Source organism: Ruegeria sp. AD91A, from assembly GCF_003443535.1.
Lineage (GTDB): Bacteria > Pseudomonadota > Alphaproteobacteria > Rhodobacterales > Rhodobacteraceae > Ruegeria.
The window spans coordinates 2,111,642-2,136,884 of the sequence record NZ_CP031946.1 but is presented as its reverse complement, the minus strand read 5'-3'; the positions used below and the strand labels follow the sequence as shown (position 1 = coordinate 2,136,884).

At 59.3% G+C, this 25,243-nt stretch carries 36 protein-coding genes; 22 read left to right on the top strand and 14 right to left on the bottom strand.

Annotation, left to right across the window (positions count from 1 at the left end):
- The first annotated feature begins 41 nt into the window (after positions 1-41).
- The gene (locus D1823_RS10670; RefSeq protein ID WP_117869888.1) at positions 42-404 is read left to right on the top strand and encodes a response regulator transcription factor; all 363 of its coding nucleotides are present in this window, start codon (positions 42-44) and stop codon (positions 402-404) included.
- Here the strand turns inward: D1823_RS10670 and D1823_RS10665 are convergent.
- Positions 386-1,375 (bottom strand): glutathione S-transferase family protein, encoded by a 990-nt coding sequence (locus D1823_RS10665; RefSeq protein WP_117869887.1) that lies wholly within the window; start codon positions 1,373-1,375, stop codon positions 386-388. The genes D1823_RS10670 and D1823_RS10665 overlap by 19 nt on opposite strands.
- A 214-nt stretch (positions 1,376-1,589) precedes the next feature.
- On the opposite strand from D1823_RS10665, the gene D1823_RS10660 reads away from it, so the two are divergent.
- Positions 1,590-1,943, top strand: a complete 354-nt coding sequence (locus D1823_RS10660) for a hypothetical protein (RefSeq protein WP_117869886.1) — start codon at positions 1,590-1,592, stop codon at positions 1,941-1,943.
- A gap of 166 nt (positions 1,944-2,109) precedes the next feature.
- On the opposite strand, the gene D1823_RS10655 is transcribed toward D1823_RS10660, so the two are convergent.
- Positions 2,110-3,282: a MalY/PatB family protein gene (locus D1823_RS10655; RefSeq protein ID WP_117869885.1), complete on the bottom strand. Its 1,173-nt coding sequence runs from the start codon at positions 3,280-3,282 to the stop codon at positions 2,110-2,112.
- A 94-nt stretch (positions 3,283-3,376) separates the two neighbouring features.
- Here D1823_RS10655 and def (D1823_RS10650) point away from each other — a divergent pair, with 94 nt between their 5' ends.
- From def (D1823_RS10650) to speB, 6 genes are read left to right on the top strand one after another with little or no spacing between them, the layout of a single operon-like run.
- The gene (gene def / locus D1823_RS10650; RefSeq protein WP_117869884.1) at positions 3,377-3,895 is read left to right on the top strand and encodes a peptide deformylase; all 519 of its coding nucleotides are present in this window, start codon (positions 3,377-3,379) and stop codon (positions 3,893-3,895) included.
- The gene (def, locus tag D1823_RS10645; RefSeq protein WP_117869883.1) at positions 3,892-4,386 is read left to right on the top strand and encodes a peptide deformylase; all 495 of its coding nucleotides are present in this window, start codon (positions 3,892-3,894) and stop codon (positions 4,384-4,386) included. Before def (D1823_RS10650) ends, def (D1823_RS10645) begins: the two co-directional genes overlap by 4 nt.
- Before the next feature lie 2 nt (positions 4,387-4,388).
- On the top strand, positions 4,389-5,303 hold the full coding sequence (gene fmt, locus D1823_RS10640; protein ID WP_117869882.1) for a methionyl-tRNA formyltransferase: 915 nt from the start codon (positions 4,389-4,391) through the stop codon (positions 5,301-5,303).
- 6 nt (positions 5,304-5,309) lie between these two features.
- A complete protein-coding gene (locus D1823_RS10635; protein ID WP_117869881.1) occupies positions 5,310-5,546 on the top strand; it encodes a hypothetical protein in 237 nt (78 codons plus the stop codon).
- 1 nt (position 5,547) lies between these two features.
- Positions 5,548-5,784: a GlsB/YeaQ/YmgE family stress response membrane protein gene (locus D1823_RS10630; protein ID WP_117869880.1), complete on the top strand. Its 237-nt coding sequence runs from the start codon at positions 5,548-5,550 to the stop codon at positions 5,782-5,784.
- Between the two features lie 60 nt (positions 5,785-5,844).
- A complete protein-coding gene (gene speB, locus D1823_RS10625; RefSeq protein WP_117872849.1) occupies positions 5,845-6,666 on the top strand; it encodes an agmatinase in 822 nt (273 codons plus the stop codon).
- A 1-nt stretch (position 6,667) separates the two neighbouring features.
- Here speB and D1823_RS10620 read toward each other — a convergent pair whose 3' ends face one another.
- From D1823_RS10620 to D1823_RS10590, 7 genes are all read right to left on the bottom strand, one after another.
- The gene (locus D1823_RS10620; RefSeq protein WP_254683710.1) at positions 6,668-7,270 is read right to left on the bottom strand and encodes an alpha/beta hydrolase; all 603 of its coding nucleotides are present in this window, start codon (positions 7,268-7,270) and stop codon (positions 6,668-6,670) included.
- 65 nt (positions 7,271-7,335) lie between these two features.
- Complete coding sequence (locus tag D1823_RS10615) at positions 7,336-7,959, bottom strand: trimeric intracellular cation channel family protein (protein ID WP_117869879.1); 624 nt, start codon at positions 7,957-7,959, stop codon at positions 7,336-7,338.
- Positions 7,956-8,423: a ribonuclease HI gene (gene rnhA / locus D1823_RS10610; RefSeq protein ID WP_117872847.1), complete on the bottom strand. Its 468-nt coding sequence runs from the start codon at positions 8,421-8,423 to the stop codon at positions 7,956-7,958. The genes D1823_RS10615 and rnhA overlap by 4 nt, the downstream gene beginning before the upstream one ends.
- Entirely contained in the window at positions 8,416-9,003 is a 588-nt protein-coding gene (locus D1823_RS10605; RefSeq protein ID WP_117869878.1) for a bifunctional 2-polyprenyl-6-hydroxyphenol methylase/3-demethylubiquinol 3-O-methyltransferase UbiG, read from the bottom strand. The genes rnhA and D1823_RS10605 overlap by 8 nt, the downstream gene beginning before the upstream one ends.
- A complete protein-coding gene (locus tag D1823_RS10600) occupies positions 9,000-9,452 on the bottom strand; it encodes a DUF3429 domain-containing protein (protein WP_117869877.1) in 453 nt (150 codons plus the stop codon). Before D1823_RS10600 ends, D1823_RS10605 begins: the two co-directional genes overlap by 4 nt.
- Positions 9,449-10,399 carry a 4-hydroxy-3-methylbut-2-enyl diphosphate reductase gene (ispH, locus tag D1823_RS10595; protein ID WP_117869876.1) on the bottom strand — a complete coding sequence of 317 codons (951 nt, stop codon included), beginning with the start codon at positions 10,397-10,399 and terminating at the stop codon, positions 9,449-9,451. Before ispH ends, D1823_RS10600 begins: the two co-directional genes overlap by 4 nt.
- A 190-nt stretch (positions 10,400-10,589) precedes the next feature.
- On the bottom strand, positions 10,590-11,165 hold the full coding sequence (locus D1823_RS10590; protein WP_117869875.1) for an NYN domain-containing protein: 576 nt from the start codon (positions 11,163-11,165) through the stop codon (positions 10,590-10,592).
- A gap of 141 nt (positions 11,166-11,306) precedes the next feature.
- Between D1823_RS10590 and folK the strand changes: the two genes are divergently transcribed.
- The 10 genes from folK to D1823_RS10540 all read left to right on the top strand — a co-directional run bounded on the left by folK (position 11,307) and on the right by D1823_RS10540 (position 19,085).
- Positions 11,307-11,876 carry a 2-amino-4-hydroxy-6-hydroxymethyldihydropteridine diphosphokinase gene (gene folK / locus D1823_RS10585; protein WP_117869874.1) on the top strand — a complete coding sequence of 190 codons (570 nt, stop codon included), beginning with the start codon at positions 11,307-11,309 and terminating at the stop codon, positions 11,874-11,876.
- A gap of 94 nt (positions 11,877-11,970) precedes the next feature.
- Positions 11,971-12,324 carry a DNA-directed RNA polymerase subunit omega gene (gene rpoZ, locus D1823_RS10580; protein WP_117869873.1) on the top strand — a complete coding sequence of 118 codons (354 nt, stop codon included), beginning with the start codon at positions 11,971-11,973 and terminating at the stop codon, positions 12,322-12,324.
- A gap of 26 nt (positions 12,325-12,350) precedes the next feature.
- Positions 12,351-14,483, top strand: coding sequence for a bifunctional (p)ppGpp synthetase/guanosine-3',5'-bis(diphosphate) 3'-pyrophosphohydrolase (locus D1823_RS10575; protein WP_117869872.1), 2,133 nt, complete (start codon positions 12,351-12,353; stop codon positions 14,481-14,483).
- A 16-nt stretch (positions 14,484-14,499) separates the two neighbouring features.
- The gene (locus D1823_RS10570; protein ID WP_117869871.1) at positions 14,500-15,198 is read left to right on the top strand and encodes a DUF2062 domain-containing protein; all 699 of its coding nucleotides are present in this window, start codon (positions 14,500-14,502) and stop codon (positions 15,196-15,198) included.
- Entirely contained in the window at positions 15,191-15,937 is a 747-nt protein-coding gene (locus D1823_RS10565; protein WP_117869870.1) for a pyridoxine 5'-phosphate synthase, read from the top strand. The genes D1823_RS10570 and D1823_RS10565 overlap by 8 nt, the downstream gene beginning before the upstream one ends.
- Positions 15,934-16,557 carry a LysE family translocator gene (locus tag D1823_RS10560; RefSeq protein WP_117869869.1) on the top strand — a complete coding sequence of 208 codons (624 nt, stop codon included), beginning with the start codon at positions 15,934-15,936 and terminating at the stop codon, positions 16,555-16,557. The genes D1823_RS10565 and D1823_RS10560 overlap by 4 nt, the downstream gene beginning before the upstream one ends.
- On the top strand, positions 16,554-16,973 hold the full coding sequence (gene acpS / locus D1823_RS10555; RefSeq protein ID WP_117869868.1) for a holo-ACP synthase: 420 nt from the start codon (positions 16,554-16,556) through the stop codon (positions 16,971-16,973). Before D1823_RS10560 ends, acpS begins: the two co-directional genes overlap by 4 nt.
- Before the next feature lie 60 nt (positions 16,974-17,033).
- The gene (gene lepB, locus D1823_RS10550) at positions 17,034-17,873 is read left to right on the top strand and encodes a signal peptidase I (protein WP_117869867.1); all 840 of its coding nucleotides are present in this window, start codon (positions 17,034-17,036) and stop codon (positions 17,871-17,873) included.
- Positions 17,870-18,562, top strand: a complete 693-nt coding sequence (gene rnc, locus D1823_RS10545; RefSeq protein ID WP_117872846.1) for a ribonuclease III — start codon at positions 17,870-17,872, stop codon at positions 18,560-18,562. Before lepB ends, rnc begins: the two co-directional genes overlap by 4 nt.
- A gap of 4 nt (positions 18,563-18,566) precedes the next feature.
- Positions 18,567-19,085, top strand: a complete 519-nt coding sequence (locus D1823_RS10540) for a GNAT family N-acetyltransferase (RefSeq protein ID WP_117869866.1) — start codon at positions 18,567-18,569, stop codon at positions 19,083-19,085.
- A 2-nt stretch (positions 19,086-19,087) separates the two neighbouring features.
- On the opposite strand, the gene D1823_RS10535 is transcribed toward D1823_RS10540, so the two are convergent.
- Positions 19,088-20,470: a multicopper oxidase family protein gene (locus D1823_RS10535; RefSeq protein WP_117869865.1), complete on the bottom strand. Its 1,383-nt coding sequence runs from the start codon at positions 20,468-20,470 to the stop codon at positions 19,088-19,090.
- Positions 20,471-20,629: 159 nt separating this feature from the next.
- On the opposite strand from D1823_RS10535, the gene era reads away from it, so the two are divergent.
- From era to D1823_RS10520, 3 genes are all read left to right on the top strand, one after another.
- Complete coding sequence (era, locus tag D1823_RS10530; protein ID WP_117869864.1) at positions 20,630-21,538, top strand: GTPase Era; 909 nt, start codon at positions 20,630-20,632, stop codon at positions 21,536-21,538.
- Entirely contained in the window at positions 21,535-21,864 is a 330-nt protein-coding gene (locus D1823_RS10525) for a DUF1491 family protein (protein WP_117869863.1), read from the top strand. Before era ends, D1823_RS10525 begins: the two co-directional genes overlap by 4 nt.
- Before the next feature lie 113 nt (positions 21,865-21,977).
- Positions 21,978-22,301 (top strand): SemiSWEET transporter, encoded by a 324-nt coding sequence (locus D1823_RS10520; RefSeq protein ID WP_117869862.1) that lies wholly within the window; start codon positions 21,978-21,980, stop codon positions 22,299-22,301.
- 58 nt (positions 22,302-22,359) lie between these two features.
- Here D1823_RS10520 and D1823_RS10515 read toward each other — a convergent pair whose 3' ends face one another.
- Both D1823_RS10515 and D1823_RS10510 read right to left on the bottom strand, forming a co-directional pair.
- Positions 22,360-22,749, bottom strand: coding sequence for a VOC family protein (locus D1823_RS10515; protein WP_117869861.1), 390 nt, complete (start codon positions 22,747-22,749; stop codon positions 22,360-22,362).
- Between the two features lie 215 nt (positions 22,750-22,964).
- On the bottom strand, positions 22,965-23,216 hold the full coding sequence (locus tag D1823_RS10510) for a hypothetical protein (RefSeq protein ID WP_117869860.1): 252 nt from the start codon (positions 23,214-23,216) through the stop codon (positions 22,965-22,967).
- Between the two features lie 195 nt (positions 23,217-23,411).
- Between D1823_RS10510 and recO the strand changes: the two genes are divergently transcribed.
- Positions 23,412-24,137: a DNA repair protein RecO gene (gene recO / locus D1823_RS10505; RefSeq protein ID WP_117872845.1), complete on the top strand. Its 726-nt coding sequence runs from the start codon at positions 23,412-23,414 to the stop codon at positions 24,135-24,137.
- Here the strand turns inward: recO and D1823_RS10500 are convergent.
- Positions 24,121-24,513, bottom strand: coding sequence for an META domain-containing protein (locus D1823_RS10500; protein ID WP_117869859.1), 393 nt, complete (start codon positions 24,511-24,513; stop codon positions 24,121-24,123). The two genes, recO and D1823_RS10500, sit on opposite strands and share 17 nt — an antisense overlap.
- A gap of 41 nt (positions 24,514-24,554) precedes the next feature.
- Positions 24,555-25,199: a hypothetical protein gene (locus D1823_RS10495; protein WP_366140784.1), complete on the bottom strand. Its 645-nt coding sequence runs from the start codon at positions 25,197-25,199 to the stop codon at positions 24,555-24,557.
- Between the last annotated feature and the right edge of the window lie 44 nt (positions 25,200-25,243).

Sequence of the window (25,243 nt, the reverse complement as noted above, 5' to 3'; positions counted from 1 at the left end):
GTCGGCACCGCTCACCATATCAAGTGCCGAGGTTGTTGCAAATGAAAGTTCTGATTGTTGAGAGTAATCCCGACCTAGGTCGGGTCTGGAAAAGGCATCTGGAACGGCAAGGCGCCGAGGTCACGCTGGTCGAGACGCAGGAGGCCGCCATTCTGGCGCTATACGGCACGGATTTCGAAATCATCGTGCTGGATCTGGTTCTGGAAACCGGAAGTGCTCTGGCTGTGGCCGATTTTGCCAGCTATCGCCGCCCCCAGGCGCGGGTGATCTTTGTCACCAACACCACCTTCTTCTCGGATGGATCAATCTTTGCCCACAGTCCGAATGCCTGTGCTTATGTGCAAAGCGAAACACCGCCAGAGGATCTGGCGGCGATGGTTGAACACTACGCAGCTGGGCGCTGATCGCGGCGGTGCGGTTCTGCGTAATCCAGCACCGGGTTCACCGGAATGATCCGGTATGGATTGATGCTGTCATGGCTGTAGTGATAGTGGCGCACGATATGGGTCATGTTCACGGTGGGGGCCACGCCGGGCCATTGGTACAGTTCACGCGTATAGGCCCATAGATTCGTGTAATCGATCAGACGCCGTTTGTTGCATTTGAAGTGCAGGTGATAGACCGGGTCAAAGCGGATCAGCGTCGTAAACAGCCGCCAGTCAGCCTCGGTGATCCGATCCCCCATCAGGTAACGGTTCCGGGCCAGACGGTCTTCCAGCCAGTCCAGCGTGTCGAACAAAGGACCCACTGCGGCGTCGTAGGCCGCTTGCGAGGTGGCAAAGCCGGACTTGTACACGCCGTTGTTGACGTCTGAGTAGATGCGCCCGTTGACCTCTTCGATTTCATCGCGCATCGCTTCGGGCCAGTAATCATCGGTATTGCCGGTGATCCCGTTGAAGGCCGAATTGAACATGCGGATGATTTCCGAGCTTTCGTTCGAGACAATGGTTTCCTGCTGCTTGTCCCATAGGATCGGCACGGTCACGCGGCCCGTATAGGCTGGATCGGCTTTGGTATAGATCTGGTGAGCATAGTTCAGCCCATAGAGATCGTCGCCCGTCGCGCCATGGCCGTCTGTTTCAAAGGTCCAGCCTTTGTCCAGCATGTCCGGATGTACGACCGAGACTGAAATCAGATCGTTCAGCCCTTTCAACTCGCGAAAAATCAGGGTGCGATGCGCCCAGGGGCAAGCGTAGCTGACATAGAGGTGATAGCGCCCGGGTTCCGCCTTGAACTCGCCTTTGCCTGATGGCCCTGCCTCGCCGTCAGCTGTCAACCAATTGCGAAACTGCGCGGCGCTGCGCTTGAATGCACCGCCCGTGGATTTGGTATCATACCAAGTGTCGTGCCATTTTCCTTCGACCAACAGGCCCATATCTTTTCCTCCGCATGCGCGTTTCGCCAAAGATAGGGCCGGACCCGGCGTCTTCCTATGCGAGTGCCCGCGCAAATGCCCTGCATTCGCGCACAGTCGAGGCCGGGGTTTCTGTGCAGGAAACCTCCGCCAGATCGGATGTCTGTGACGTGGTTCACTGGATTTTTACAACTTTTCCCGCACAATGGTAGTCATTCACGGGGGGAACGGATTAATGAGTACCTATGTTTCAAAGGAAATACGCGCCGAGTTGGACGCGGCACGAATCGCCACATTGAAAAAAGCCAGCCGTTTACGGGTGGAAATGGGCGACAATACTTACAAAATACTCAAATTGTGGAAAGACGGTTTTACGGTTGAGGCGGAAACCACGCCGCGCCTGCGCGGACTTGTCGATATCTATGACGGGGCCAACCACCTCTATCAATGCCTCATCGTCGCGGATGAGCATGAGGGCGGTGAGATGCGGTATGAATTCAAACGCAGCACGGCGGCCCATGACAGCGCGCCGCTTGACTTTTATCGCGCGCCCGACGCGCCGATCGCCCTGCTTGGGCTTGACGACTAAGGGCGAATTTCAACGGGCGTTCCAGTTGCGTCCAGGATTTGGTCGATACCAGAGGCCAGCGGTGCCAGCATAAGGGCAGGCACGCGCGGGCCAAAGCAGCGTCAGCCAAATCAACCGGCACCTGTGAACAACAGGGCAGAGCTTGAAATTCCCGGCCGACGCATACTTATTGCAGATCCCCGAAGGCCTGTTTCAGCCGCACGCAAGCTTCCTCAACCCGCGCTCTTTGTGTGGCGAGGTTGAACCGTTCGAACGTCTCGCCTCCAGTGCCGAAACCCGGACCTGACGATGTCGCGATCCGCGCGTCCTCGCGCAGACGACGGACAAATTCGGCGTGATCCATGCCGGTGCCCGAGAAATCGACCCAGGCCAGATAGGTCGCCTGCAAGGGCATCGACCAAAGCCCCGGAATTTCGGCGATGGTCTGATCGAACAGGCGCCGGTTTTCCTCCAGATGCGCGATCTGGGCATCCACCCATTCGGCCCCTTCGGGGCTGTAGGCGGCGGTGATCATCGCCACACCCAGCGCGCTGGGATCGTAATCCAATGTCTGCAGCCGTTGCTTCATGGCCGCGCGCAGTTTGGGATCGGGAATGATCATATTGCCGGTCCGCTGCCCGGCGATGTTGAAGGTCTTCGACGCTGCCGTCAGCGTCACTGTCCAAGGCCGCGCATCTGGAGCGGCCACATCCATCGGCACAAATTTGGCGTCGGGATAGACCAAATCGTGGTGAATCTCGTCCGATACCAGGATCAAACCGTTCCGTTCGGCAAACGCGGCTACGGCTTGCAATTCCTCGGGTGTCCAGACGCGACCTGACGGGTTTTGCGGCGAACACCACAGCAGCATCTTCTCGGACCCGTCCAGCCGGGACTGGGCGTCCTCCAGATCAAGGCCATAGCTATCCCTGTCCCGCACCAATGGGCATTCTACGACACGGCGGCCCGATTTGTTCACCTTGTGCGCGAACTCATGGTAGACGGGGGTGAAGATCACGATGCCATCACCGGGATCGGTCCATACATCCAGCGACAGGGCGATTGCATTGCCCAGACCCTGGGTTGTCAGAATCCAATCTGAGTCGATTTCCCAATCATGCCGGGTTTTCATCCACCACTGAACCGACGCCAGGTAATCCGGGTGCATCCATGAATAGCCAAACACGCCGTGATCTGCGGCTTTGCGCACCGCGTCGATCACGCAGGGTGCTGTTTGGTAATCGGAATCGGCCGTCCACATGGCCAGACCGTCCTCGGGCGAGATGCCATACAACATCTCCATCTTGTCCCATTTTGAACTGTTGGTGCCCCGGCGGTCGATCAGGTCGTTGAAAGTCATGTCTGCTCCATTTTGTCGATCGAAAGCTAACCGCAAATCGGGCAGGTGCAAGGGGGGCGTTGCGGCGCGGGGCGGGATGGCCTAAATCAGCCACATGAGACGCAATATCCTGATCCATCCCGACCCCCGCCTGAAAAAGGTCTGTGCGCCTGTGTCCGACCTGACGGATGAGCTGCGCACGCTGGCTGACGACATGCTGGAAACCATGTATGACGCGCCCGGGATTGGCCTCGCCGCACCTCAGATCGGTGTTCTGGAGAGGTTGATCGTGCTGGACTGCGTCAAGGAAGAAGGCGAAACACCGCGCCCGCTGATCATGTTCAACCCCGAGGTTATCGCGTCTTCCGAGGAAACCAATGTGTACGAGGAAGGATGCCTGTCGATCCCGGATCAATATGCCGAAGTGACCCGCCCCAAGGTGGTCGATGTCACCTGGATGGACGAGAAGGGAAACCTGCAACAGGAGACTTTCGACGGGCTTTGGGCCACTTGCGTGCAGCATGAAATCGACCATTTGAACGGCAAGCTGTTCATCGACTATCTCAAACCTTTGAAACGGCAAATGATTACCCGCAAGATGCAAAAGCTCAAACGTGAACGGACGCGCGTATGACCGTTCGTACCTGTCTGCCCTGGCCCGACAAACGCTTGCGCACCAAGGCGGATCAGGTGACCGAAATCACCGATGAAATTCGTCGGATTTGGCAGGACATGATCGACACGATGGAGGCCATGCCCGGTGTCGGTCTGGCCGCGCCGCAGATCGGAGTGATGTTGCGTCTGGCCGTGGTCGATGGGTCGGCCGAGCGGGGCAAGGCCGTGCGTCTGGCGAACCCGGAAATTCTGCACAGCTCGATTGAACTGCGTGAACATGAAGAGGCCAGTCCGAACCTGCCGGGCGTGTCGGCCACGGTAAAACGTCCGCGTGCAGTGACTGTTAAATTCCTGAACGAACAGGGCATGGTGGACCGTCGCGATTTTGTCGGCATCGAGGCCACCAGTGTCCAGCACCAGATCGACCATCTGAATGGCCGGATGTATTTCGACCGGCTCAGCAAGGTTAAACGCGACATGCTGCTGCGAAAAGTCAAAAAACAGGTATAAAGATGCGCGTTGTTTTCATGGGAACCCCGGATTTCTCGGTGCCGGTTCTGGATGCGCTGGTCGAGGCCGGGCATGAGATCGCCGCCGTCTATTGCCAGCCCCCGCGCCCAGCGGGGCGGGGCAAGAAGGATCGCCCAACGCCGGTTCACGCACGTGCTCAGGCGCTGGGTCTGGACGTGCGTCACCCAACCTCGCTGAAACCGGCTGAGGAACAGGACAGTTTTGCCGCACTGAATGCGGATGTGGCGGTCGTTGTGGCTTATGGGCTAATCCTGCCCCAGCCCGTCCTCGATGCGCCGACTCATGGCTGCCTGAACATTCACGCCAGCCTGTTGCCGCGCTGGCGCGGGGCGGCTCCGATCCATCGGGCGATCATGGCAGGCGATGCGCAAACCGGCATCTGTATCATGCAAATGGAGGCGGGCCTTGATACCGGCCCCGTTCTGCTGCGGCAGGCCACCGATATCGGGCCCGAGGAAACCACCGCGGAACTGCATGACCGGCTCTCGGCGATGGGCGCGGCTCTGATTGTTGAGGCGTTGGCAAAGCTGCCCGGCCTGACTCCTGATCCGCAGCCCGAGATTGGTGTCACCTATGCCGCCAAGATCGACAAGTCCGAGGCTCGCGTGGACTGGTCGCGCCCCGCCGTTGAGGTCGATCGGCAGATCCGCGGCCTGTCGCCCTTTCCCGGGGCCTGGACCGAGATCGAAGGCAATCGGGTAAAGCTCCTCGCCTCGCGTCTGGCCGAAGGACAGGGCGCACCGGGGGAGGTTCTGAATGACAATCTGTATGTGGCCTGCGGGCAGGGTGCCGTAGAGCTGCTGCGCTTGCAAAGGGCAGGCAAAGGCGCGCAGGATAGGGAAACCTTCCTGCGGGGCTGGCCAATCCCGATTGGCACCCGGATGTCTTCGGAGTAAAGCCATATGTTCATGGTGATGATGGGCACTGTCGTGATTGCCGGGATCGTCGGGTATCTGTCCGAACAGACCGGTTTCACCCATAACGGATATTTACAATCCATCATCATCTGCGTGGGCGGGGCGTTCCTGTTCTATTTCGTCCGCATCATGTTTGGCATCAGCTTTGGCCCTCCGGGGCTGGATTCGGTGATTTCGTCCATTGGGGCCCTGATCATCGTGCCGACCCATTGGAGGAAGTGATATGCCAATCGTCGCCCTGATCATCATCGGCGCAGCGGCAGGGTTCCTCGCCACCCGCCTGATGCGGATCGAGGCCGACATCCCGACGACCATGCTGATCGGTATTGTCGGGGCCTTGATCGGAGGGTTCGTTCTGCGGTTTCTTGTAACCGTTATGGGGTGGCTGTCTGGTTTTGTCGGGGCGGTTCTGGGTGCATTGCTGGTGATCTGGATCTGGCAGACCTACCTGCGCCGTTAACCCCTTGACCCGGCGCCATTCCTCCATCCAGATCACATTCAAGTAAAAAGGGGAGTGATGATGCCGTACGAACTGAAGCCGGGAGATGTCGCTTTGATGGGCATTCCTCTGGATCTGCATTCCTCGTTCCTGCAAGGGCCGGCATTCGCCCCCGGACGCATCCGCGAGGCGCTGCATTCCGGCGCGGCCAACCTGACGGCCGAGGATGGCACTGATCTGGGTGCAAGCGCCCAATTCCGGGATACCGGCGATCTGGGTGTTTTTGAGATGCGCGGGCAGGAACCGATTGACCGGATCGAGGCCGAAGCGGCGAAGCGGATCGCAACCGGCGCACGCCTGTTGTCACTGGGCGGTGACCATTCCGTGGCCTATCCGCTGATCAAGGCCCATGCAGACCGGTACGAAGGGCTGAATATCCTGCATATCGACAGCCACCCTGATCTGTACGAAACGCAGGATATCGGACCGCTCGGCCATGGCTGCCCCTTTGCCCGCGTGATGGAGAACTGCCCGGTCAAGCGTCTGGTGCAGGTCGGCATCCGCACCATGAACGCGCATCAGCGTGAACAGGCCGACAGGTTCGGCGTCGAGGTGATCGACATGCGCAGCTGGAGCCCCGATTTGCAGATTGCCTTCGATGGCCCCGTCTACCTGTCACTGGATCTGGATGCGTTGGACCCGGCCTTTGCCCCCGGCGTCTCGCACCATGAGCCAGGCGGGCTGAGCACGCGCGAGGTTATCGACCTGATCCATCGGTTCAAAGGTCAGCTGGTCGGTGCAGATATTGTCGAGCTTAACCCGCATCGCGACCCCTATGGCATGACGGCGATGGTGGCCGCGAAGTTCGTCAAGGAAATCGGCGCGCGCTTGTTGAACGGCTAACTTACCTTTCGTCGCACTCCGTCGCAGACCCAAGTGCCGGAGCACCTCTGGTGGTCAAACCGAACCGGTTCGCTTCGGTGGTGTTCATCCAGTGCATACTGTCGGCCGGGGCGGCATAGAGGGTGTACCAGTAGAATGCCTCATCCACGCCGATGTCTTTGAAATAGTCCAGGTATCGGTCATGTTCGGGGTCGTCCTCGGGCAAGTCGGTCGCCACCAGACCTGACCCGGCCCAGCTGTGGACACCGACACAGGCCCCCGGTTGCAGGACGCGGCGGTTTCCGGCCAGAAACAGATCGGTGCCCCCGCTGGCAACCAGACCGTTCGAGGGCACGACGGTATCGAACCCGGCCCTGTGCACTTCGCGGCTGAAAATAACGTTGGCGTCATCATCCAACGATCCTTCAATGTATTGCAGCACCAGCGTTCGGGCTTCGGGGTTTTGGGCGATCACTTCCTCAAAGGCAGACAGGGTTGTCTCGTCAATCGTGCCCGAGGCGATGATCTGGTCGCCCTGAGCAACAAAACTGACAGGAGTGTAATACGCGCCACATGAGGCGAGCAGGGCCAGGCAAGATGTGATGGATGTAAGTCTAAAGGACACATTGGCCTCCGGGCTGCGCTTTCAGCAGGGGTATCAGCATGCCGCTTTGGCGTCCACAGATAGGCTCAGTTGCGCGGCGGGCGGCTTTTGTAGACCGGCATCTGCCAGCCAAACATCAAAGATCCGGCTCGCAACGCCCAGCACACCAGCGCGCAGAGAGCCAGAGAAAACGCAGGCTCTGTCCCCAATCTGGCAGCCAGCACTGCCGTCAGGGCACCTGTAAAGGCACAGGACACATAAAGTTCGCCCTGTTTCAGCACCAGCGGCACTTCGTTGCAGACCACGTCGCGCATCAGCCCGCCCAGGCATCCGGTGGTCACACCCATCAAAACGACAATGACCCCGGACTGATCCAGCGACAGCGCCGCGCCGGTTCCGGCCGCAACGGCAACCGACAGCGCAAAACTGTCCAGCCAGACCAGCCAGTTATAACGGCTTTCAACCAGATGTGCTGTAAAGAACACCAAGACCGACGCCGCGACTGCGATCAGGATGTAATTCGGCTGCCCGACCCAAAAGATCGGGTGACGATCCAGCAAAAGGTCTCGTACAGTGCCGCCACCGACGGCGGTCAGGCAGGCCATGAAAGCAAAGCCCACCAGATCCAGCTGGGCACGGCTGGCCACCAGTGCCCCTGTCAACGCGAAGATCAGAACTGAGGCATAGTCCAGCAGCGTCAGTGCGGTCACGCCTGTGCCTTTTTCGGTTTGAACGGCGCCATGCCGGCACGAGCCAGTTCATCGGCTTTTTCATTCTCGGGGTGGCCCGCGTGGCCCTTGACCCATTCCCAGGTCACATCATGCCGTTCCTGCGCCTCATCCAGACGCTGCCACAGATCGACATTCTTAACCGGCTTCTTGTTCGAGGTTTTCCAACCGTTGCGCTTCCAACCGAAAATCCAGCCGGTGACACCGTTCTTCACATAGGCGCTGTCGGTGACGATGGTGATCTTCGACGGCCGCTCCAGCGTTTCCAGCGCGCTGATGGCGGCCAGCAACTCCATCCGGTTGTTGGTGGTCTCGGCCTCGCCTCCGTTGAGCTCACGTTCTTTCAGAACCCTGTCCCCGTCCATCGCGCGCAGCAGCACGCCCCAGCCGCCGGGGCCAGGATTGCCCGAACAGGCGCCGTCTGTATATGCAAACAATTCAGGCATGGGCAAACACCAGAACATATCCATCATACGATCCGGCCAGACCCTTTCCGATGCCGTGGACTGCGCGATCAATCGTAAACCCGGCCTCTTTCAAGGCGTCCTCTATTTCGGACTCTGTGTAATAGGTGTAATAGCGATCCAGATCATCGCGGTGCTCACCGGTGCCCAGTTTCATCCCCAGAAACAACTGGCCGCCCGGTTTCAGAGCCCTGTGGATCGATTGCAGATGGCGCGGGAAATCTGCGCGGGGTGCGTGCAGCAGGGAAAAGCTGGCGTAAATCCCGTCATATTCGGCTGTCTCGGTGACGTCATCGAACGTACCCAGATGTGCATCCACACCGTTTACGCGTGCATGTTCGACAAAGGCTGGCGTGGCATCCAGTGCCCGAACTTTCAGCCCCTGACGCATAAGGAAACTGCTGTCCGACCCCGGCCCGGACCCCAGATCCAGTACATAGCCTCCTGCACCGACCGCATCGGCGAAAGCCTGACGAGCCTCAAGCTGCTCGGGCGGCAGGGGGATCTTCAGATATTCGGCCACCTTGTTTGTATAGGCTTTGATCGTACGTTCATCGGTCACAGGTACACTCCGACTGCAAGGCTGGCCAATACGACTGCGGTCAGCAGGATGCGCAACTGCATCCACCAGATCGGTGTAAGGCGCCAGTAGGAAAACAGGGCATCCAGCAACAACAAGCCAACGAACCCATATATCAGATTGGTGCCCGCATTGACCGGCCCGCCCCCTGTCATAGCAAATGCCCAAAGCGCGGGCAGAACCGACAACAGATAACACAGTGCCGCCTTGCTGCCTGACGTCTTGGTGGCAAAGCCCCAGAGAACACCGGACATGAAGCTCAGGATGACCGATCCATAGAACAGTTGCACATAGGGCCCTACGAAACGTGGGCCAAAGGTTTGCGCGCCCCAGGCATTTAGGTCGCCGTTCAGATAGGTCAGCGCGCCCCAGACAAACGGGACAAGTCCCGCCAGTCCCAGATAGAGCGGTGCTTTCGGCACTCCGTTCACGCCGGTTGCCTTAACACGCGGGGGACTTTGAACTCGACGTTTTCAATGGCGGTCTCGACCGGCTCGACGGTGACATCATAATGCGCGCTGAACGCTTCGATCACCTCGTTCACCAGAACCTCCGGGGCCGACGCGCCTGCAGTGACAGCCACGGTCGAGATACCCTCAAGCGCGCGCCAGTCAATCTCGGTGGCGCGCTGGACAAGCTGCGCGTACTGACACCCCTCGCGCGAGGCGACCTCGACCAGGCGGCGCGAGTTCGATGAATTCGGCGCCCCCACAACCAGCAAGGCATCCGCCTTGGGGGCCACGGACTTCACCGCTTCCTGCCGGTTCGTGGTGGCATAGCAGATGTCTTCCTTGTGCGGTCCGACAATGGCTGGGAACCGGGCCTGAAGGGCTGCGATGATGTCCTTGGTGTCATCGACCGACAGGGTGGTTTGGGTGACAAAGGCCAGCTTCTGCGGGTCGCGCACCTGCACCGTGGCAACGTCGTCCACGGTCTCGACCAGCAGCACATCGCCCTCGGGCAACTGCCCCATGGTGCCCACGGTTTCCGGATGGCCCTTGTGGCCGATCATAATCATCTGCAACCCCGCATCCGCGTGGCGCTGCGCCTCGACATGCACCTTGGAAACCAGAGGACAGGTGGCGTCCACATATATCATCTCGCGCTGGGCAGCCTCGGCGGGAACGGATTTCGGCACTCCGTGGGCGGAAAAGATCACGGGGCGGTCATCGGGGCATTCCTGCAACTCTTCGACGAAAACGGCCCCTTTGGCGCGAAGGCCATCGACCACGAATTTGTTGTGCACGATCTCGTGGCGCACATAGACCGGTGGGCCCCATTTCTGCAAAGCCATCTCAACGATCTTGATGGCGCGGTCCACACCGGCGCAGAACCCGCGTGGGGCGGCAAGGTAAAGTGTCAGTGGCGGCTTTTTCATCAGGCTGTCTCCTTATGGCACAGGTAAGTCTTTTCCCGGCCTTGGTCCAGACAGGACATCGTCATTCCTCTGACACGAATCGTTGCTAATCAGGTGATGTTTAAGCACCTGTACCTTGTTAAAGAAGCGCGGCCAGGACCGACGTCCTGACCGCGCGATTTTTTCCCATCATGACAGGCCAGTCGCCTCGTTAGCTGTTGCTGGCAACAGCGACGCTGCGATGCTCCGTTGGCATTTCACGCGGCGGGCGACCGATGACATCGCGCAGGTCTTCCAGCTCGATGAAATTGTCTGCCTGGCGGCGCAGTTCGTCCGAGATCATCGGCGGCTGGCTGCGGATGGTCGAAACCACCGATACGCGCACACCCTGCCGTTGCAGGCTGGCGATCAACGGGCGGAAATCCCCATCACCCGAGAACAGCACGATATGATCGACGCGCGGCGCCAGTTCCATGGCATCGACGGTAAGCTCGATATCCATATTTCCTTTGACTTTCCGACGCCCCATGCTGTCGGTGTATTCCTTGGCCGGTTTCGTGACCATGGTGAAGCCATTGTAATGCAGCCAGTCAACCAATGGACGGATCGGCGAATACTCGTCGTTTTCCAGCAGCGCTGTGTAGTAGAAGGCACGAAGAAGCTTGCCGCGGCGCATGAATTCCTGCCGCAGAAGTTTGTAGTCAATGTCGAAACCGAGTGCTTTTGCCGCGGCATAAAGATTCGAGCCGTCGATGAACAGCGCTAGCCGTTCGTCTTTATAAAACATAAATGGTCCCTTCCGGTATAATCCAGTGCGTGCCGCGTTACGTGAGTGAGTGAGTGATAAAATGACGCGCTCTGGTAAGCCTATAATTAGAACTTCTGTCGGTTATCGCAAGTATGCAATGGGTCGAATGTAGGGTATCACATGAGCAAATCCATGCCAAATGCCGTTGTTGCGCTGGGCGCAAATCTCGATTTGAGAGGAAATAGTCCCGCTGTAACACTTCAGAGCGCGCTTGACGCGTTATCGCGTCACAATGTGATGATTCGCTCTGTCAGTCGTTTTTTTGCGACACCGTGCTTTCCCGCCGGGGCCGGCCCGGACTACGTGAATGCCGCGGCGCTGATTGCGACCGAGAAATCTCCGTCGCAGGTGTTGCAGGCGCTGCACGAGGTCGAACAGGAATTCGGGCGCGAACGGGTGCAGCGCTGGGGGATGCGGACGCTGGATCTGGATCTGGTCTGTTTCGAAGATCAGGTCCTGCCGGATCGCGCCGTGTTCGATCGCTGGCTGACCCTGCCGGCCGAATCGCAAAGGCAGGAGGCGCCGGATCAGTTGGTTCTGCCGCACCCGCGCCTTCAGGATCGCGCCTTTGTCCTGGTGCCAATGGCCGATATCGTGCCCGAATGGCGTCATCCGGTTCTGGATCTCACGGTCTCCGAGATGATCCAGGCCCTTCCCGCGGCAGAGGTCGAGGCGGTCACGGCGCTGTGATCCGTGCAAATGCAGCATTTCCTGCTTGTCAAGGCGCGGATTCGCGCTTAGATAAACCCCTTCCTGACATGGATTCAGAAACGGAGAGCGCCCAATGGCCCGCGTGACGGTTGAAGATTGCGTAGACAAGGTTCCAAACCGGTTCGAGCTGGTGATGCTCGCCGCCCATCGGGCGCGTGAGATTTCCGCCGGTGCAGCGATTACCGTTGACCGCGATAACGACAAGAACCCTGTCGTGTCTCTGCGTGAAATCGCCGACGAAACCCAAAGCGCAGACGAACTGCGCGAGCGGCTGATCGAGGCCAACCAGACCCAGATCGAGGTTGATGAGCCCGAAGAGGATCAGATGGCGCTGCTGATGGGTGCCGAAACGGACAAACCCGCCATGGACGACATGTCCGAAGAGAAGCTCCTGCGCGCTCTGATGGAGGCTCAAGGGCAGGGGTAAGCCCTGAAGACGAAGGTGCGGACCGGATGATTTCTGCTGACGACCTGATTGCGCTGGTCCGCAACTACAATCCCAAGACAAATGCTGACCGCATTGCGCTGGCCTACGAATTTGGCCAGCAGATGCATGAAGGGCAATTCCGTCATTCCGGTGAACCCTATTTCACCCATCCCGTTGCCGTTGCCGCCATCCTGACCGAACAGCGTCTGGATGATGCAACCATCATCACGGCGCTGCTTCACGACACGATCGAAGACACCAAGGCCAACTATGGCAAGGTGGCTGAACTTTTTGGGGATGAGGTCGCCAAACTGGTGGATGGCGTCACCAAGCTAACCAACCTGCAACTGTCCAGCCGCGAGACCAAGCAGGCCGAGAACTTCCGCAAGCTGTTCATGGCCATGTCCAAGGACCTGCGGGTCATTCTGGTCAAGCTCGCCGACCGTTTGCACAACATGCGCACGATCAAGGCGATGCGCCCGGAAAAGCAGATCGTCAAAGCCCGTGAGACGATGGATATCTACGCACCGCTTGCGGGCCGGATGGGCATGCAGTGGATGCGCGAGGAACTTGAAGATCTGGCTTTCCGTGTCCTCAACCCCGAAGGCCGCCAGTCGATCATCCGTCGCTTCATCACCCTGCAACGCGAAACCGGCGACGTGATTCATCGCATCACCGGCGACATGCGACACGAGCTGGAAAAAGCGGGTATCGAGGCAGAGGTTTTTGGTCGCGCCAAGAAACCCTATTCGATCTGGCGCAAGATGCAGGAAAAGGATCAGGGCTTCTCTCGCTTGTCTGACATCTACGGTTTCCGCATCATCACCCAGACGGAAGAAGACTGCTATAGGACTCTGGGTGCCATCCATCAGCGCTGGCGGGCGGTGCCGGGCAGGTTCAAGGACTACATAAGCCAGCCGAAATCCAACGGTTACCGCTCCATCCACACCACGGTTTCTGGCCGGGACGGTAAACGGGTCGAGGTCCAGATCCGTACCCGGCAGATGCATGACGTGGCCGAAACCGGGGTCGCGGCGCATTGGTCCTATCGCGACGGTGTGCGCACCGAGAACCCATTCGCCGTCGATCCGGCCAAATGGATTTCCAACCTGACCGAGCAGTTCGACAACGAGGAAGATCACGAAGACTTCCTCGAAGCCGTCAAGCTCGAGATGTACTCGGACCAGGTGTTCTGTTTCACCCCCAAGGGCGACGTGGTTAAACTGCCGCGTGGCGCGACACCCATCGATTTCGCCTATGCCATTCATACCCGTATCGGTCACGCCTGTGTCGGGGCCAAGGTTGACGGTATCCGCGTTCCGCTCTGGACGCGGCTCAAAAATGGCCAGTCCGTGGACATCATCACTGCCGACGGTCAGACGCCACAGGTCACGTGGCTGGAGATTGCAGTCACCGGCAAGGCCCGTACCGCCATTCGCCGCGCCCTGCGCGAGGTGGATCGGGAACGATTCATCAAGCTGGGCAAGGAACTGGCGCGTTCCGGTTTCGAGCACGTGGGCCGCAAGGCGACCGACAAAGCGCTTGATACCGCCGCAAAACACCTGCGCCTGAAAGATCGGCACGAGCTACTGGCCCGTCTTGGCAGCGCCGAACTGACCGCGCATGAGGTGGTTCAGGCCGTCTATCCCGAACTTGCCAAGGACGACGGCGACGCCATTCCGCTGCGCCGTGCGGTGATTGGCCTGGAGCCGGGGCAGAAGTTCGACCGGGCCCCCTGCTGTCAACCGCTTCCGGGGGAACGTATCGTCGGCATCACCTATCGGGGCAAGGGCGTGGTTGTACATGCCATCGATTGCGACCGGCTCAGCGAGTTCGAAGGCGAACCTGACCGGTGGGTCGATCTGCACTGGCACTCGGGCACCCACCCGGCCGTCTATGGCGCGACGTTGGATCTGACCATTGGCAACGACGCCGGAGTTCTGGGGCGTATTTGCACATTGATCGGCGAGAAAAAGGCCAATATCTCGAACCTCGAGTTTGTTGATCGCAAACCGGATTTTTATCGCCTTCTGATCAATGTCGAGCTGCGCGACCTTGAACAGCTTCACTCACTCATGCTGATGCTAGAGGCGGAAAGCGATGTTGCTGCGGTCGAACGGTATCGGGATCAGGTCAAGACTTCGGTTGCGGCTGGCTGAGAAGGGGTGATCACGGGTGGTATTCAAGCGCCGAGACCGACGCTCTCCAGTCCAGATCGCATCGGATTTCGTCTATCCGCGTGGCGGATGGACCCGCGCCTTCCATTACGTGAAACACCGTGTCCGGCGTCTGCCGGATACCCCTGACCGAATCGCGCGCGGCATAGGGGCGGGTGTTTTCGCGGCCTTTACTCCGTTTTACGGGTTGCATTTTCTTGTCGCCGCCATTGGCGCAAGGCTGATCAAAGGCAATCTTCTGGCCGCGCTCAGCGGCACGTTCTTTGGCAACCCGCTCACGTATGTACCGATTGGGGTGATCTGTCTTCAGACCGGGCATTTCCTGCTGGGCACCGAATACGAAGAAGGCGACACACGGGGGCTGATGGGCAAATTCGCCAGTGCCATAGGGGATCTCAAGAACAATTTCTTGGCGTTATTTACGGATCGCGTGGCCGACTGGCACGGGCTGTCGCAGTTCTACGACGACGTCTTCTACCCCTACATGATCGGTGGGATCATTCCGGGCGTCGTTGCGGGTGTGATCTGCTATTACCTCAGCCTGCCTTTGATCCTGACGTACCAGCAGCGCCGTCGGGCCAAGATCAAGGCGAAGTTTGATGAAATCAAGCGTTTGGCCGAAGATTCGGCTGACGTTTCTTCGGCAGAGTCTCTAGGCTCGGGCCAAAACATGCAAAAGGAATCGAGGGATGTCTGAGAACCATCTGCGTCTGGGTGTGAACATCGATCACGTGGCCACGGTGCGCAATGCGCGGGGCGGGGATTATCCGGATCCGCTGCGCGCCGCCAAACTGGCGGAAGAGGCAGGCGCCGACGGCATCACCGCGCATTTGCGCGAAGATCGACGCCATATCTCGGACGCCGATATCGACGGGCTGATGGAGGTTCTGTCGGTGCCGCTGAACTTTGAGATGGCCGCGACGCCCGAGATGCAGAAAATCGCCTTGCGCCATAAGCCGCACGCGGTCTGCATCGTTCCCGAAAAGCGCGAGGAGCGCACCACCGAGGGCGGTCTTGAAGTCGCGCGCGAGGAAAACAGGCTGGCGCATTTCATCGCGCCTTTGCGTGATGTCGGCTGTCGGGTGTCGATCTTCATCGCCGCCGATCAACGCCAGATCGAGGCCGCGCACCGTATCGGCGCCGAGGTAATCGAACTGCACACCGGCGCCTATTGCGACGCCTATGCCGAAGGCCGTATCGAGGATGCCGAACACGAGCTTGAAGCGCTGCGCCAGATGTCCTCTTTCGCCCATTCGCTGGGGCTTGAGGTTCATGCGGGTCATGGCCTGACCTATGACACCGTGAAACCGGTCGCCGCTTTCCCAGAGGTCAAGGAACTGAATATCGGTCATTTCCTGATTGGCGAGGCGATCTTTCTGGGTCTGACCCCGGCCATTCAGGAAATGCGCCGCCTTATGGATGAGGCGCGGGTGTGATCACCCCCGGCTTTGTCGCCATCTGGCTAGCCTGGCTGATGGCTGGCGGCTCTCCGGGCCCCGCCACGATGGGCATTGCCGGAACAGCCATGAACGAAGGCCGCACCGCTGGGCTGGCCTTTGCACTGGGCATTTGCGCTGGATCTGCCGCGTGGGGCATTGCCGCCGCGCTTGGCCTGTCGGCGATCATGCTGGCCAATGTCTGGGTGTTCGAGGTGATCCGCTATATCGGCGTAGCTTATCTGGGCTGGCTGGCGCTGAAGGCCCTGCGTCGTGCGATGACCTCGGATGAGGTCGCTTTGGGCAAACCGGTCACGGGCACTTTGCCGACCATCTTTGCCAAGGGCGCGGCCATTCACCTGACCAACCCCAAGGCGATCCTCAGCTGGGGCTCGATCTATGCCATCGTCGCGCCCAATGATGCCAGCCTGTCGATGCTGCTGGGTTATTTCGCCATGCTCTATGCCGGATCGCTTTTGATCTTCATCGGCTATGCGTTTCTGTTTTCATCCGAGCGCATGGTCCGAACCTACCGCCGCGCCCGCCGCTGGTTCGATTTCGCCTTCGCCGGGTTCTTTGGTGTGGCGAGTTACAAGATCCTGACGGTGAGATTGTCATGATCCTCGGCATCGGCACAGACCTGGCAAATATTGATCGCATCCAGGGCACGCTCGACCGGTTCGGCGACCGGTTCCGCAATCGCGTCTTTACTGACACCGAACAGCGCAAGGCCGAACGCCGCGCCGACACCGCGGGTACGTATGCCAAACGCTGGGCCGCGAAAGAGGCCTGTTCCAAGGCGCTGGGTACCGGTTTGCGCATGGGCATCGCGTGGAAAGACATGGCCGTCACCAATCTGCGCACCGGCCAGCCCGTGATGCATGTGACAGGCTGGGCCGCCGAACGGCTGCGCGAAATGACGCCTGAAGGGCACGAGGCGATCATCCACGTCACGCTGACCGATGACCATCCCTGGGCGCAGGCTTTCGTGGTGATCGAGGCGCGGCCGCTTCAAGATCTCACCACGCAGCCTTGACTCACCCCCATCGCCCCCGCATGTAGCAGCGAAGCCAAGCAAAGAACTGGAGAGAGCAGTATGGCCGAGGAAGCCAAGACCGGAAATCCCGTCTGGGAGACGATCAAAACCATCGTCTATGCGCTGCTGATTGCCGGCGTGTTCCGTACCCTCTTCTTTCAGCCGTTCTGGATCCCCTCGGGCTCGATGAAGCAGACGCTGCTGATCGGTGATTTCCTCTTCGTCAACAAGATGGCTTATGGCTATTCCTATGCATCCTGCCCCAGCCTGATCATCCCCAGCGTCGGCCTGAATGTGGACGCCGAAGACATCTGTGGCTGGATGAAGGGCGACGACGACAGCCGTATCTGGGGCGGTGATCCGGAACGTGGCGATGTCATCGTCTTTCGCCATCCGGTCACCGGGCGTGATTATATCAAACGCCTGATCGGGTTGCCGGGCGACCGGATCCAGGTCCGCGATGGCCAGATCATCCTCAATGGCACTCCGGTTCCACAGCAGCCCGATGGCGTGTTCACCGAAGTTGCAGAACCGCAAGGCCCGCAGCGTCTGCGCCCGCGCTGTGAAAACGGCCCTGTCGGTATTGGCGGCACCTGCGAAAAGTCGCGTCTGATCGAAACCCTGCCCAATGGCGTTTCTTATGATGTGCTGAACATCGGCAACCAGGCATCGGACAATACCGGCATCTATACCGTGCCCGAGGGCAACTATTTCTTCATGGGTGACAACCGTGACAATTCCAGCGACAGCCGTCTGCCGCAATCTGCCGGTGGTGTGGGATACGTGCCTTATGAAAACCTGATCGGTCGCGCCGACCGGATCATGTTCTCGTCTGCCGGCCGTTCGATGCTGTTCTTCTGGACATGGCGGTCGGACCGCTTCTTCAAGGCGGTCAATTGAAGCTTTCGTCTGAGATAAAGGCGTTCCAGCGGCGATTGGGGTATGAGTTCAAAAACCCCGAACTGCTGGTGCGTGCTCTGACCCATGGCTCGGTGTCTTCGTCCACCCGACCAGACAATCAGCGGCTGGAGTTTCTGGGCGACCGCGTCCTGGGCCTTGTCATGGCCACCGCGTTGCTTGAAGCTGACAAAAAAGCCTCCGAAGGCCAGTTGGCCCCCCGGTTCAACGCATTGGTCCGCAAGGAGGCCTGCGCAGATGTAGCCCGCCAGATCGATCTGGGCGCGGTCCTGAAACTGGGCCGGTCCGAGATGCTGACTGGTGGCCGCCGCAAGCAAGCGCTGCTGGGTGACGCGATGGAGGCCGTGATCGCCGCCATCTACCGGGATGCGGGGTTCGAGGCCGCCCGCGATGTCATCCTGGCGCTTTGGGGGGACCGCATCCACGAGGTCGAGGCAGATGCGCGTGACGCCAAGACCTCGTTGCAGGAATGGGCGCAGGCGCGTGGGCAAAAGCCGCCCACATACGTCGAAGTCAAACGCAGTGGTCCAGACCACGCCCCGATATTCACCATTGCGGCCCGCCTTCAGGACGGCACCGAGGCACAGGCCACCGCAGGATCCAAACGTCAGGCCGAACAGGCCGCGGCGAAGGTTTTGCTGGAACGGTTGAGTCCGGCCAGCTCGTCCTAGGGGCATGAAGCTCAGACCAGCCCGGAAATCGGACGCCGCCAGCCTGGCCGCGTTGTCGATTGAAGTCTGGATCGGCACATACCTGCGCCATGGCGTAAGTTCTTTCTTCGCCGAGTTTGCATTGTCCGAGTTCACAACCGCACGGTTCGAAACGCTGCTAGAGGAAGGGAGTGATCTTCTGGTGGTGTCTGAAAACCGCGATGGAATCGATGGCTACATTCGGTTGGCAGAGGGCCGTGATCCACCCATTGACGGGCTTTCCGATCTTGAGATCGTGACCTTTTACGTGCAGTCGCGCCACCACGGAAAGGGCATCGGGTCAGCTTTATTGCAGGTGGCCATTGACCATTGCCGGAACAAAGGCCGCACCGAAATCTGGCTGACGACCAATTCCGAGAACGCTCCGGCCATCGATTTCTACCTGTCCAAAGGCTTCCGTCAGGTCGGCGTCACGGATTTCCGTATCGCAGACCAAGCCTATCCGAACCACGTTCTGGCGTTGAACATGTCACCACTGGGCTAGCGTCAAATCACCCGGATGAACCCGGCCAGTCCGGTTTTCTGGTGTTCGATCACGTGGCAATGAAACGCCCAGTCGCCGGGATTGTCCGCGACCAGCGCGACGTCGACGGTCTCGTCTTTCAACAAAAGCATGGTATCGGACAGCAACGGTGGCAGTTTGCGCAGGTTCGACGTCAGCGGAACGAAGGCCAGCCCGTGCAGGTGGATCGGGTGCAGGGTGGGCGATTCATTGCGCAGTCGCAGAACATAGCTCTTGCCCCGTTGCAGCACGGCCATTGGCCCGGTTCCCTGCGCCGCATCGCCTGGCCAGGGCGTGCGGTTGATCGACCAGAAACTATAGCCCAACGACCCGCAGAACCCGTCATTCGGGGCGCCGCCTTCCGGGGTCCAACCGAACACGAATTCATGCAACTCGGCCTGACCCAGATCAGGGCGCGCGACTGGGTTTGCCCGCAATGGGCGCAGCTCTTGCAGGTCTCGTGCAATGGTTTTGCCCATAGCCCGCAACCGAACCATAGTGCGGTGTTTCTGCCCGGGAAACTTGGCCACCAGCAGGGCTGACTGCCCCTCGTCGTCCGGCATCCGAACCGCCAGATCCACCCGTTGACCCGGGGCAAGCAATAGCGGCTTGGCTGCTGTGGGCAGTGTCACGTCTGTTTCTACCGGATGTCCGTCCCATGCGATGATCCGGACCTCGGCCCCTTCGGGATGCAACGTGTAGATACGGGTCGTATCCGTGTTGACCACCCGCACACGCACCAGACTGCCCGCCGCGTGGTCATACACTGCCTCGCTCTGCCAGTTGGCGGTCTGCACGTTGCCAAACGTGCCCGCCCGCGCAGCGCCACGGGCAGTATAGGCAGGCAGAAACGCGCCATCTTCGTCCAGCCTGAAATCCCGCAGATTGACGACCTGCTCGCTGTCGAATCCCGGGTCTTCCGGTTCGGCAACCACCATCACACCGGTCAGCCCTCGGGCCATCTGGTCCATCGTCATGCAATGAGGGTGATACCAATACGTGCCCGCATCCGGCGGTGTGAATTCATAGGTAAAGCTCTCGTTTTCGCCGATGGGCATCTGGGTCAGGTAGGGTACCCCGTCCATCTCGTTGCGGATGCGCAGCCCGTGCCAATGCATCGCAGTATAATCGGGCAGGGTATTGCGCACCGTCAGACGCAGTGTTTCGCCCTGATGTCCGTAAAGAACCGGTGGTGGCGCATCTGGTGACAGGCTGACCATCCCTGTGGTCAGCTGATCGCGCAACCGATAGCTGGCAGGTTGCAACACCAGCTCCTGCGCAGCATCGCTGGCCGTCAGAGGCAACGCTCCCAATCCCAAAACACTTGCAGCGGCGCTGCTTCCAAGAAGAAACTCGCGACGTTTCATGAAAACCTCACTGAACGGATTTGATGCCGGGCTGGGAATGGCTGGGCGTCTGCGTTCATCTGACATCGAAACCGCATGGCCGCAATGCGACAAATCCCTCTGGCCCGTCGAAGCTTTCTGCTATAGGGGTGCGCACTTGCAAACAGGATTGCCAGACTCATGACCACACGCGCCGGATTTATCGCCCTGATCGGAGAGCCCAATGCGGGCAAGTCAACTCTGCTGAACCGCATGGTCGGGGCCAAGGTTTCGATCGTGACGCATAAGGTTCAGACCACCCGCGCGCGTATCCGCGGAGTGGCGATGGAAGGCGATGCGCAACTGGTCTTCGTCGACACGCCCGGCCTGTTCAAACCCCGCCGCCGCCTGGATCGCGCCATGGTAGCTGCTGCATGGGGCGGGGCCGCAGATGCGGACGTCGTTGTCCTGATGGTTGAAGCGCATCGTGGTATCACCGAAGGGGTTGAACGCATTCTCGAAGGTCTGGAAGAGATCGGGCAGGGCCGCACAATCGCGTTGGCGATCAACAAGATCGACAAGGTGCCGTCCGAAAAGCTGCTGGCGCTGACCAGTGACCTGAACGCACGCTACCCGTTTGCCGAAACCTTCATGATCTCTGCTGAAAAGGGCCACGGTGTCGAAGACCTGCGCAAGTGGCTGGCCTCTGAACTGCCTGAAGGCCCCTGGCTCTATCCCGAAGACCAGATCGCCGATCTGCCCCTGCGCATGATCGCCGCGGAAATGACGCGCGAGAAGCTCACCCTGCGCCTGCATCAGGAATTGCCCTATCAGTTGACCGTCGAGACCGAGAACTGGGAAGAACGCAAGGACGGCTCTGCCAAGATCGATCAGGTCATCTATGTCATGCGTGACGGCCACAAAGGCATCGTGTTGGGCAAGAAGGGTGAGACCATCAAGGCCGTCAGCCAGGCTGCGCGGGCAGAACTGGAAGAATTCCTCGACCGCAAAATTCACCTGTTCCTGCAAGTGAAGGTCCGGCCCAACTGGCTGGAAGAATCCGAGCGTTACTCGGAAATGGGTCTGGATTTCAAAGACGGAAACGCATGACCCGTCTGACGGCCGAGTTCTGGGTCCACGCCTATCTGGCGCGGCTGCGATTTCAGGATATCCCGGCCTATGTGGTGGCCCATGGCGATGACACGGCAGGCGCAGTTCTGGTCAAGCTGAGCACGCTGGATGGACAGGCCGTTGCGTTCCAACGCAGCTTTGATCTGATGAGTGGTGAACGAAAATGGGTCGAACTCTCGTCTGGCCCGGAGGGCCACGTGGACCAGGCCATCCAGCGTCAACGTGGCTTTGACCCGGACCTCTGGGTGATTGAGGTCGAAGACCGGCAGGGGCGGCACCTGCTGGGCGAAGAGGGGCTGGAGTGACCACGATTCAGAAGGGTCTTTGACGCCGAGATCAAAGCGACTATTTTATTGCTGCAATTGGCCTGTAAGGCCTGACGTGTCCTACGGACCGAGCGCAACCAAGAGGGGCTTTCGTGACTGAAACGCTTGCGGAGAAACTGGAGAAATCGGAACTCGGCCACTGGATGCAGCGGTTCGAGGGCTTCATGGTCTTTGTCGGCGTTGTCGGGCCTTTTGCCACGCTTCCACAATTGATCAAGCTCTACTTTACCCATTCCGAACACGCGACCGGTCAGTCGCTTCTGTCCTGGTCTCTCTATGCCGGGCTGTCCTTCCTGTGGTTTGCCTATGGTATGGTGGTGGGCAAGCTGCCCATCTATGTGGGCAACGGACTCTCGATGGTGCTGAACTTATTAATGGTCATCGGCATCCTAATTCACGCAGGTGTGACGTTCTAAACCTCCTGCCGCCTGAGGTTTTTCTCACTATCAAGTTCGCAAGTGGTTTTCAGCGCCATCAACCTGCGTCGCTAAAATAGACAAAGCTCATCTTGTTCCCGTCAGGGTCGCGTGCATAAGCGCCAAAAAAGTTCGGACCATATTGGGGGCGGTCACCCGGATCACCTTCGTTTGCTCCGCCATTTGCAAGCGCGGTTGCGTGCGCATCGCGAACTTCCGCTTCGTTTTGGCACAGCAGACCAACCATGTTCCCGTTTCCGATCGTCGCGACTTCTTTGTCGAAGGGTGTCGCGACCCATATGCATCCGCCGCCACGCAGCTCATAGCACACAGCGTGCGGCATATACTCGGCGATGACCTTTCCGCCGATCTGGGGAACAACCGCGTCATAGTATTTCCGCGCTTTGGCAACGTCGTTAGAACCGATCATGACATAGTTAAGAGACATTTTTTGGAATCCCACTTTAAGAACATAAGCGGAACATTAATACCTGAACTGGATTCAAGCAACGCGTTTTTCGGAATAGCTTTGGCGGCCCCCGACCTACCCGAACAGGGAACTGACGGGGTTTCCATCGGTCTGTGGGTCAGCTGACGCGTTCTACCGGGGCCTTTGGAATGAAAGGCTGATATTCTTCCCCACGGTCTTCGCTCGCCTTTGGATCACGCGCCATCTCCGCCGTTCCACCCGTCTTCGTATTCGCCCAACATTCTGGACAGGTGCAGCAGAGACGCAAAAAAGCGGGCGTAGACATCCCGTGACAACATCAGCTTGTTGTCATCCAGCACCTGCACAAGTTCGACGACGGCCGAAGCAAACGTCTCATAGACCTGCATGTCTGCGGCTGTCGGATCCGGCGTCCAGATTTCGTGTTTGTCGTAATACACGGCAGGTTGCGGTTCGTCATCTATCATGGCGCGGCCCCTTCTGTTTGAAGCGCAGGTGGGGGTTGCGAGAACGTGCACAAGACGGGTGGCACGAAGTCACAAAACTATGGCGCCTTCGGAAAAAGGACTCTCGTCGAAAGCGGGAAAAGAAGTTCCGCCCTTGCGCGCCGACGTCGCTTGGGATTTTCTGCGATCCAACCCAACCAACAGCAGGGTCGAGTTTTGGACTGGCGCGATCACGGAATACTCCTGACTTTACGCCGCCATGGCGAAACAGCGGCGATTATCGAGGTCTTCACCGAAGGCCATGGTCGTCATGCCGGTGTGGTGCGTGGTGGGACCAGCCGCAAGATCGCGCCGATCCTGCAACCTGGCGCGCAACTGGACGTGCTGTGGCGCGCGCGACTGGAAGAACATATCGGCACCTTTCAGGTCGAGCCCCTGCGGTCCCGCGCGGCAGCCGCGTTTTCAGGGCGGCTGGCACTGTCCGGGCTCAACGCTGTCGTCTCTCTCTTGTCCTTTTGTTTGCCCGAACGGGAACCACACGCCTCGCTCTATACACGGACGGAACAGTTGATGGACCTGCTGGGGCAGGACGAGATCTGGCCTCTGGCTTATCTGCGATGGGAACTCGCGCTGCTGGACGAACTTGGCTTTGGCCTTGATCTGACAGCCTGCGCCGTGACAGGTGTGACCGAAGGATTGATCTACGTATCGCCCAAAACAGGCCGTTCCGTTAGTGCGAATGGCGCCGGTGATTGGGCGGACAAGCTGTTGCCCCTTCCGCCCTGTCTGCGCGGGGAAGGCACTGCGCCCGACGCCGAGATCGCAGAGGCCCTGCGCACGACCGGGTATTTCCTGGAACACCGCGTCGCGCCGTCTTTGGGGCATAATCCGCTGCCCGAAGCGCGGGCCAGGTTCGTGGATCAGGTCACTCGGCGGCTGTGAACACCATCTCGTGCCCATCCTCGTTTCGCAGGATCAGCACATTGCCTGACACTTCGGATTGGGTCATGGTCATGAGGGCGGCAAAGTAGAACCCTTCCGCTTCGAGCCCCGCGCAGGCGGCGCGCGTCGCGCTGAGGTTCTGAACCTCAAACCACGGGTAGGGCGCGTTGAGTGTTCCGTCATAGCTGTTGCACGGAGCGTTTCCGGAAATCCTGCCTTCTTCGGGAAACCGCAGCAGAGCACTCGCCTCATAGGGCTGACCATCGATCTCCTGCAGCACCCAAATCTGGTCCGCCGCACCATAGGCCGCAACGGTTTCGTCCTTGTCGCATTGGAACAGTGCCATCAAAGGCAGGGTCAGGATCAGGCGTGTCATAGCTGGGTCTTAGCGCATCGGGGTTGTCGGCGGAACCACGGTCAGTAGGGGAGGGACCCGTTCAGCAGTTGCTCGCGCACTTCCTGCCTGGGTTTCCAGTTATAGCGCGTATCCTCGCGCACCGGCGCCCAGTACAATGCGCCACTGTTGCGCCAGGGATCAAGGATGATGCCGTCATACATCGAATCCCCCTTGGCGCTGATAGACGCCGAATGGTGGATAATTCGAAAGGATGTCGGCGGAGAAGTGGCCCAATTCAGGTCCAGTGTCCGGAAGTTTTCCTGCCGCAGCCGCTTGGTCATGGCTTCGGCCCAGTCATTGCACAACCCTTTTTCACGGAATCCGTTAATGACCTTGGCGTTGTGGACGATGGCCGGGTCGGTGACATTCCAGTCCCGCGCCAATTGCTGCGAATAGGTGTAGGCGATGGTTGCCGCCTTCTGGGCTTCAACCGGATCGACATCCGGCCCAAGCCTTTGGATCGACTGCGCAAGCGTCTCGATATCACTTTGACTGGCCGTTGGCGCAGGGGTGGTGCAGCCCACAAGAAAGAGGGTCGTCAGAGTGGCGCACAGGACGAAGAAGGATCGGGTCATGCAAAGTACCAAATGCTGATCGGGTTGAGTCAGGTCCAGCTGACGCTGTAACGGTGAAAGTGCCGGGATCAAAGGGGGAAGTTTGGACACGTGCCAGTCACACGTGCCGTTGTAGAGGCGCTGAAGGGCGTCGA

Coding starts and splice junctions, on each gene's coding strand:
- D1823_RS10565 (WP_117869870.1), top strand. CDS start 15,191: ATGTCTGAGAACCATCTGCGTCTGGGTGTGAACATCGATCACGTGGCC.
- D1823_RS10660 (WP_117869886.1), top strand. CDS start 1,590: ATGAGTACCTATGTTTCAAAGGAAATACGCGCCGAGTTGGACGCGGCA.
- ispH (WP_117869876.1), bottom strand. CDS start 10,399: ATGAAAAAGCCGCCACTGACACTTTACCTTGCCGCCCCACGCGGGTTC.
- def (WP_117869883.1), top strand. CDS start 3,892: ATGACCGTTCGTACCTGTCTGCCCTGGCCCGACAAACGCTTGCGCACC.
- acpS (WP_117869868.1), top strand. CDS start 16,554: ATGATCCTCGGCATCGGCACAGACCTGGCAAATATTGATCGCATCCAG.
- folK (WP_117869874.1), top strand. CDS start 11,307: ATGAGCAAATCCATGCCAAATGCCGTTGTTGCGCTGGGCGCAAATCTC.
- D1823_RS10525 (WP_117869863.1), top strand. CDS start 21,535: ATGACCCGTCTGACGGCCGAGTTCTGGGTCCACGCCTATCTGGCGCGG.
- D1823_RS10655 (WP_117869885.1), bottom strand. CDS start 3,282: ATGACTTTCAACGACCTGATCGACCGCCGGGGCACCAACAGTTCAAAA.
- lepB (WP_117869867.1), top strand. CDS start 17,034: ATGGCCGAGGAAGCCAAGACCGGAAATCCCGTCTGGGAGACGATCAAA.
- D1823_RS10500 (WP_117869859.1), bottom strand. CDS start 24,513: ATGACACGCCTGATCCTGACCCTGCCTTTGATGGCACTGTTCCAATGC.
- D1823_RS10665 (WP_117869887.1), bottom strand. CDS start 1,375: ATGGGCCTGTTGGTCGAAGGAAAATGGCACGACACTTGGTATGATACC.
- rnhA (WP_117872847.1), bottom strand. CDS start 8,423: ATGCCTGAATTGTTTGCATATACAGACGGCGCCTGTTCGGGCAATCCT.
- D1823_RS10670 (WP_117869888.1), top strand. CDS start 42: ATGAAAGTTCTGATTGTTGAGAGTAATCCCGACCTAGGTCGGGTCTGG.
- era (WP_117869864.1), top strand. CDS start 20,630: ATGACCACACGCGCCGGATTTATCGCCCTGATCGGAGAGCCCAATGCG.
- D1823_RS10510 (WP_117869860.1), bottom strand. CDS start 23,216: ATGATAGATGACGAACCGCAACCTGCCGTGTATTACGACAAACACGAA.
- D1823_RS10535 (WP_117869865.1), bottom strand. CDS start 20,470: ATGAAACGTCGCGAGTTTCTTCTTGGAAGCAGCGCCGCTGCAAGTGTT.
- rpoZ (WP_117869873.1), top strand. CDS start 11,971: ATGGCCCGCGTGACGGTTGAAGATTGCGTAGACAAGGTTCCAAACCGG.
- D1823_RS10635 (WP_117869881.1), top strand. CDS start 5,310: ATGTTCATGGTGATGATGGGCACTGTCGTGATTGCCGGGATCGTCGGG.
- D1823_RS10515 (WP_117869861.1), bottom strand. CDS start 22,749: ATGTCTCTTAACTATGTCATGATCGGTTCTAACGACGTTGCCAAAGCG.
- fmt (WP_117869882.1), top strand. CDS start 4,389: ATGCGCGTTGTTTTCATGGGAACCCCGGATTTCTCGGTGCCGGTTCTG.
- def (WP_117869884.1), top strand. CDS start 3,377: ATGAGACGCAATATCCTGATCCATCCCGACCCCCGCCTGAAAAAGGTC.
- speB (WP_117872849.1), top strand. CDS start 5,845: ATGCCGTACGAACTGAAGCCGGGAGATGTCGCTTTGATGGGCATTCCT.
- D1823_RS10540 (WP_117869866.1), top strand. CDS start 18,567: ATGAAGCTCAGACCAGCCCGGAAATCGGACGCCGCCAGCCTGGCCGCG.
- D1823_RS10590 (WP_117869875.1), bottom strand. CDS start 11,165: ATGTTTTATAAAGACGAACGGCTAGCGCTGTTCATCGACGGCTCGAAT.
- D1823_RS10630 (WP_117869880.1), top strand. CDS start 5,548: ATGCCAATCGTCGCCCTGATCATCATCGGCGCAGCGGCAGGGTTCCTC.
- D1823_RS10575 (WP_117869872.1), top strand. CDS start 12,351: ATGATTTCTGCTGACGACCTGATTGCGCTGGTCCGCAACTACAATCCC.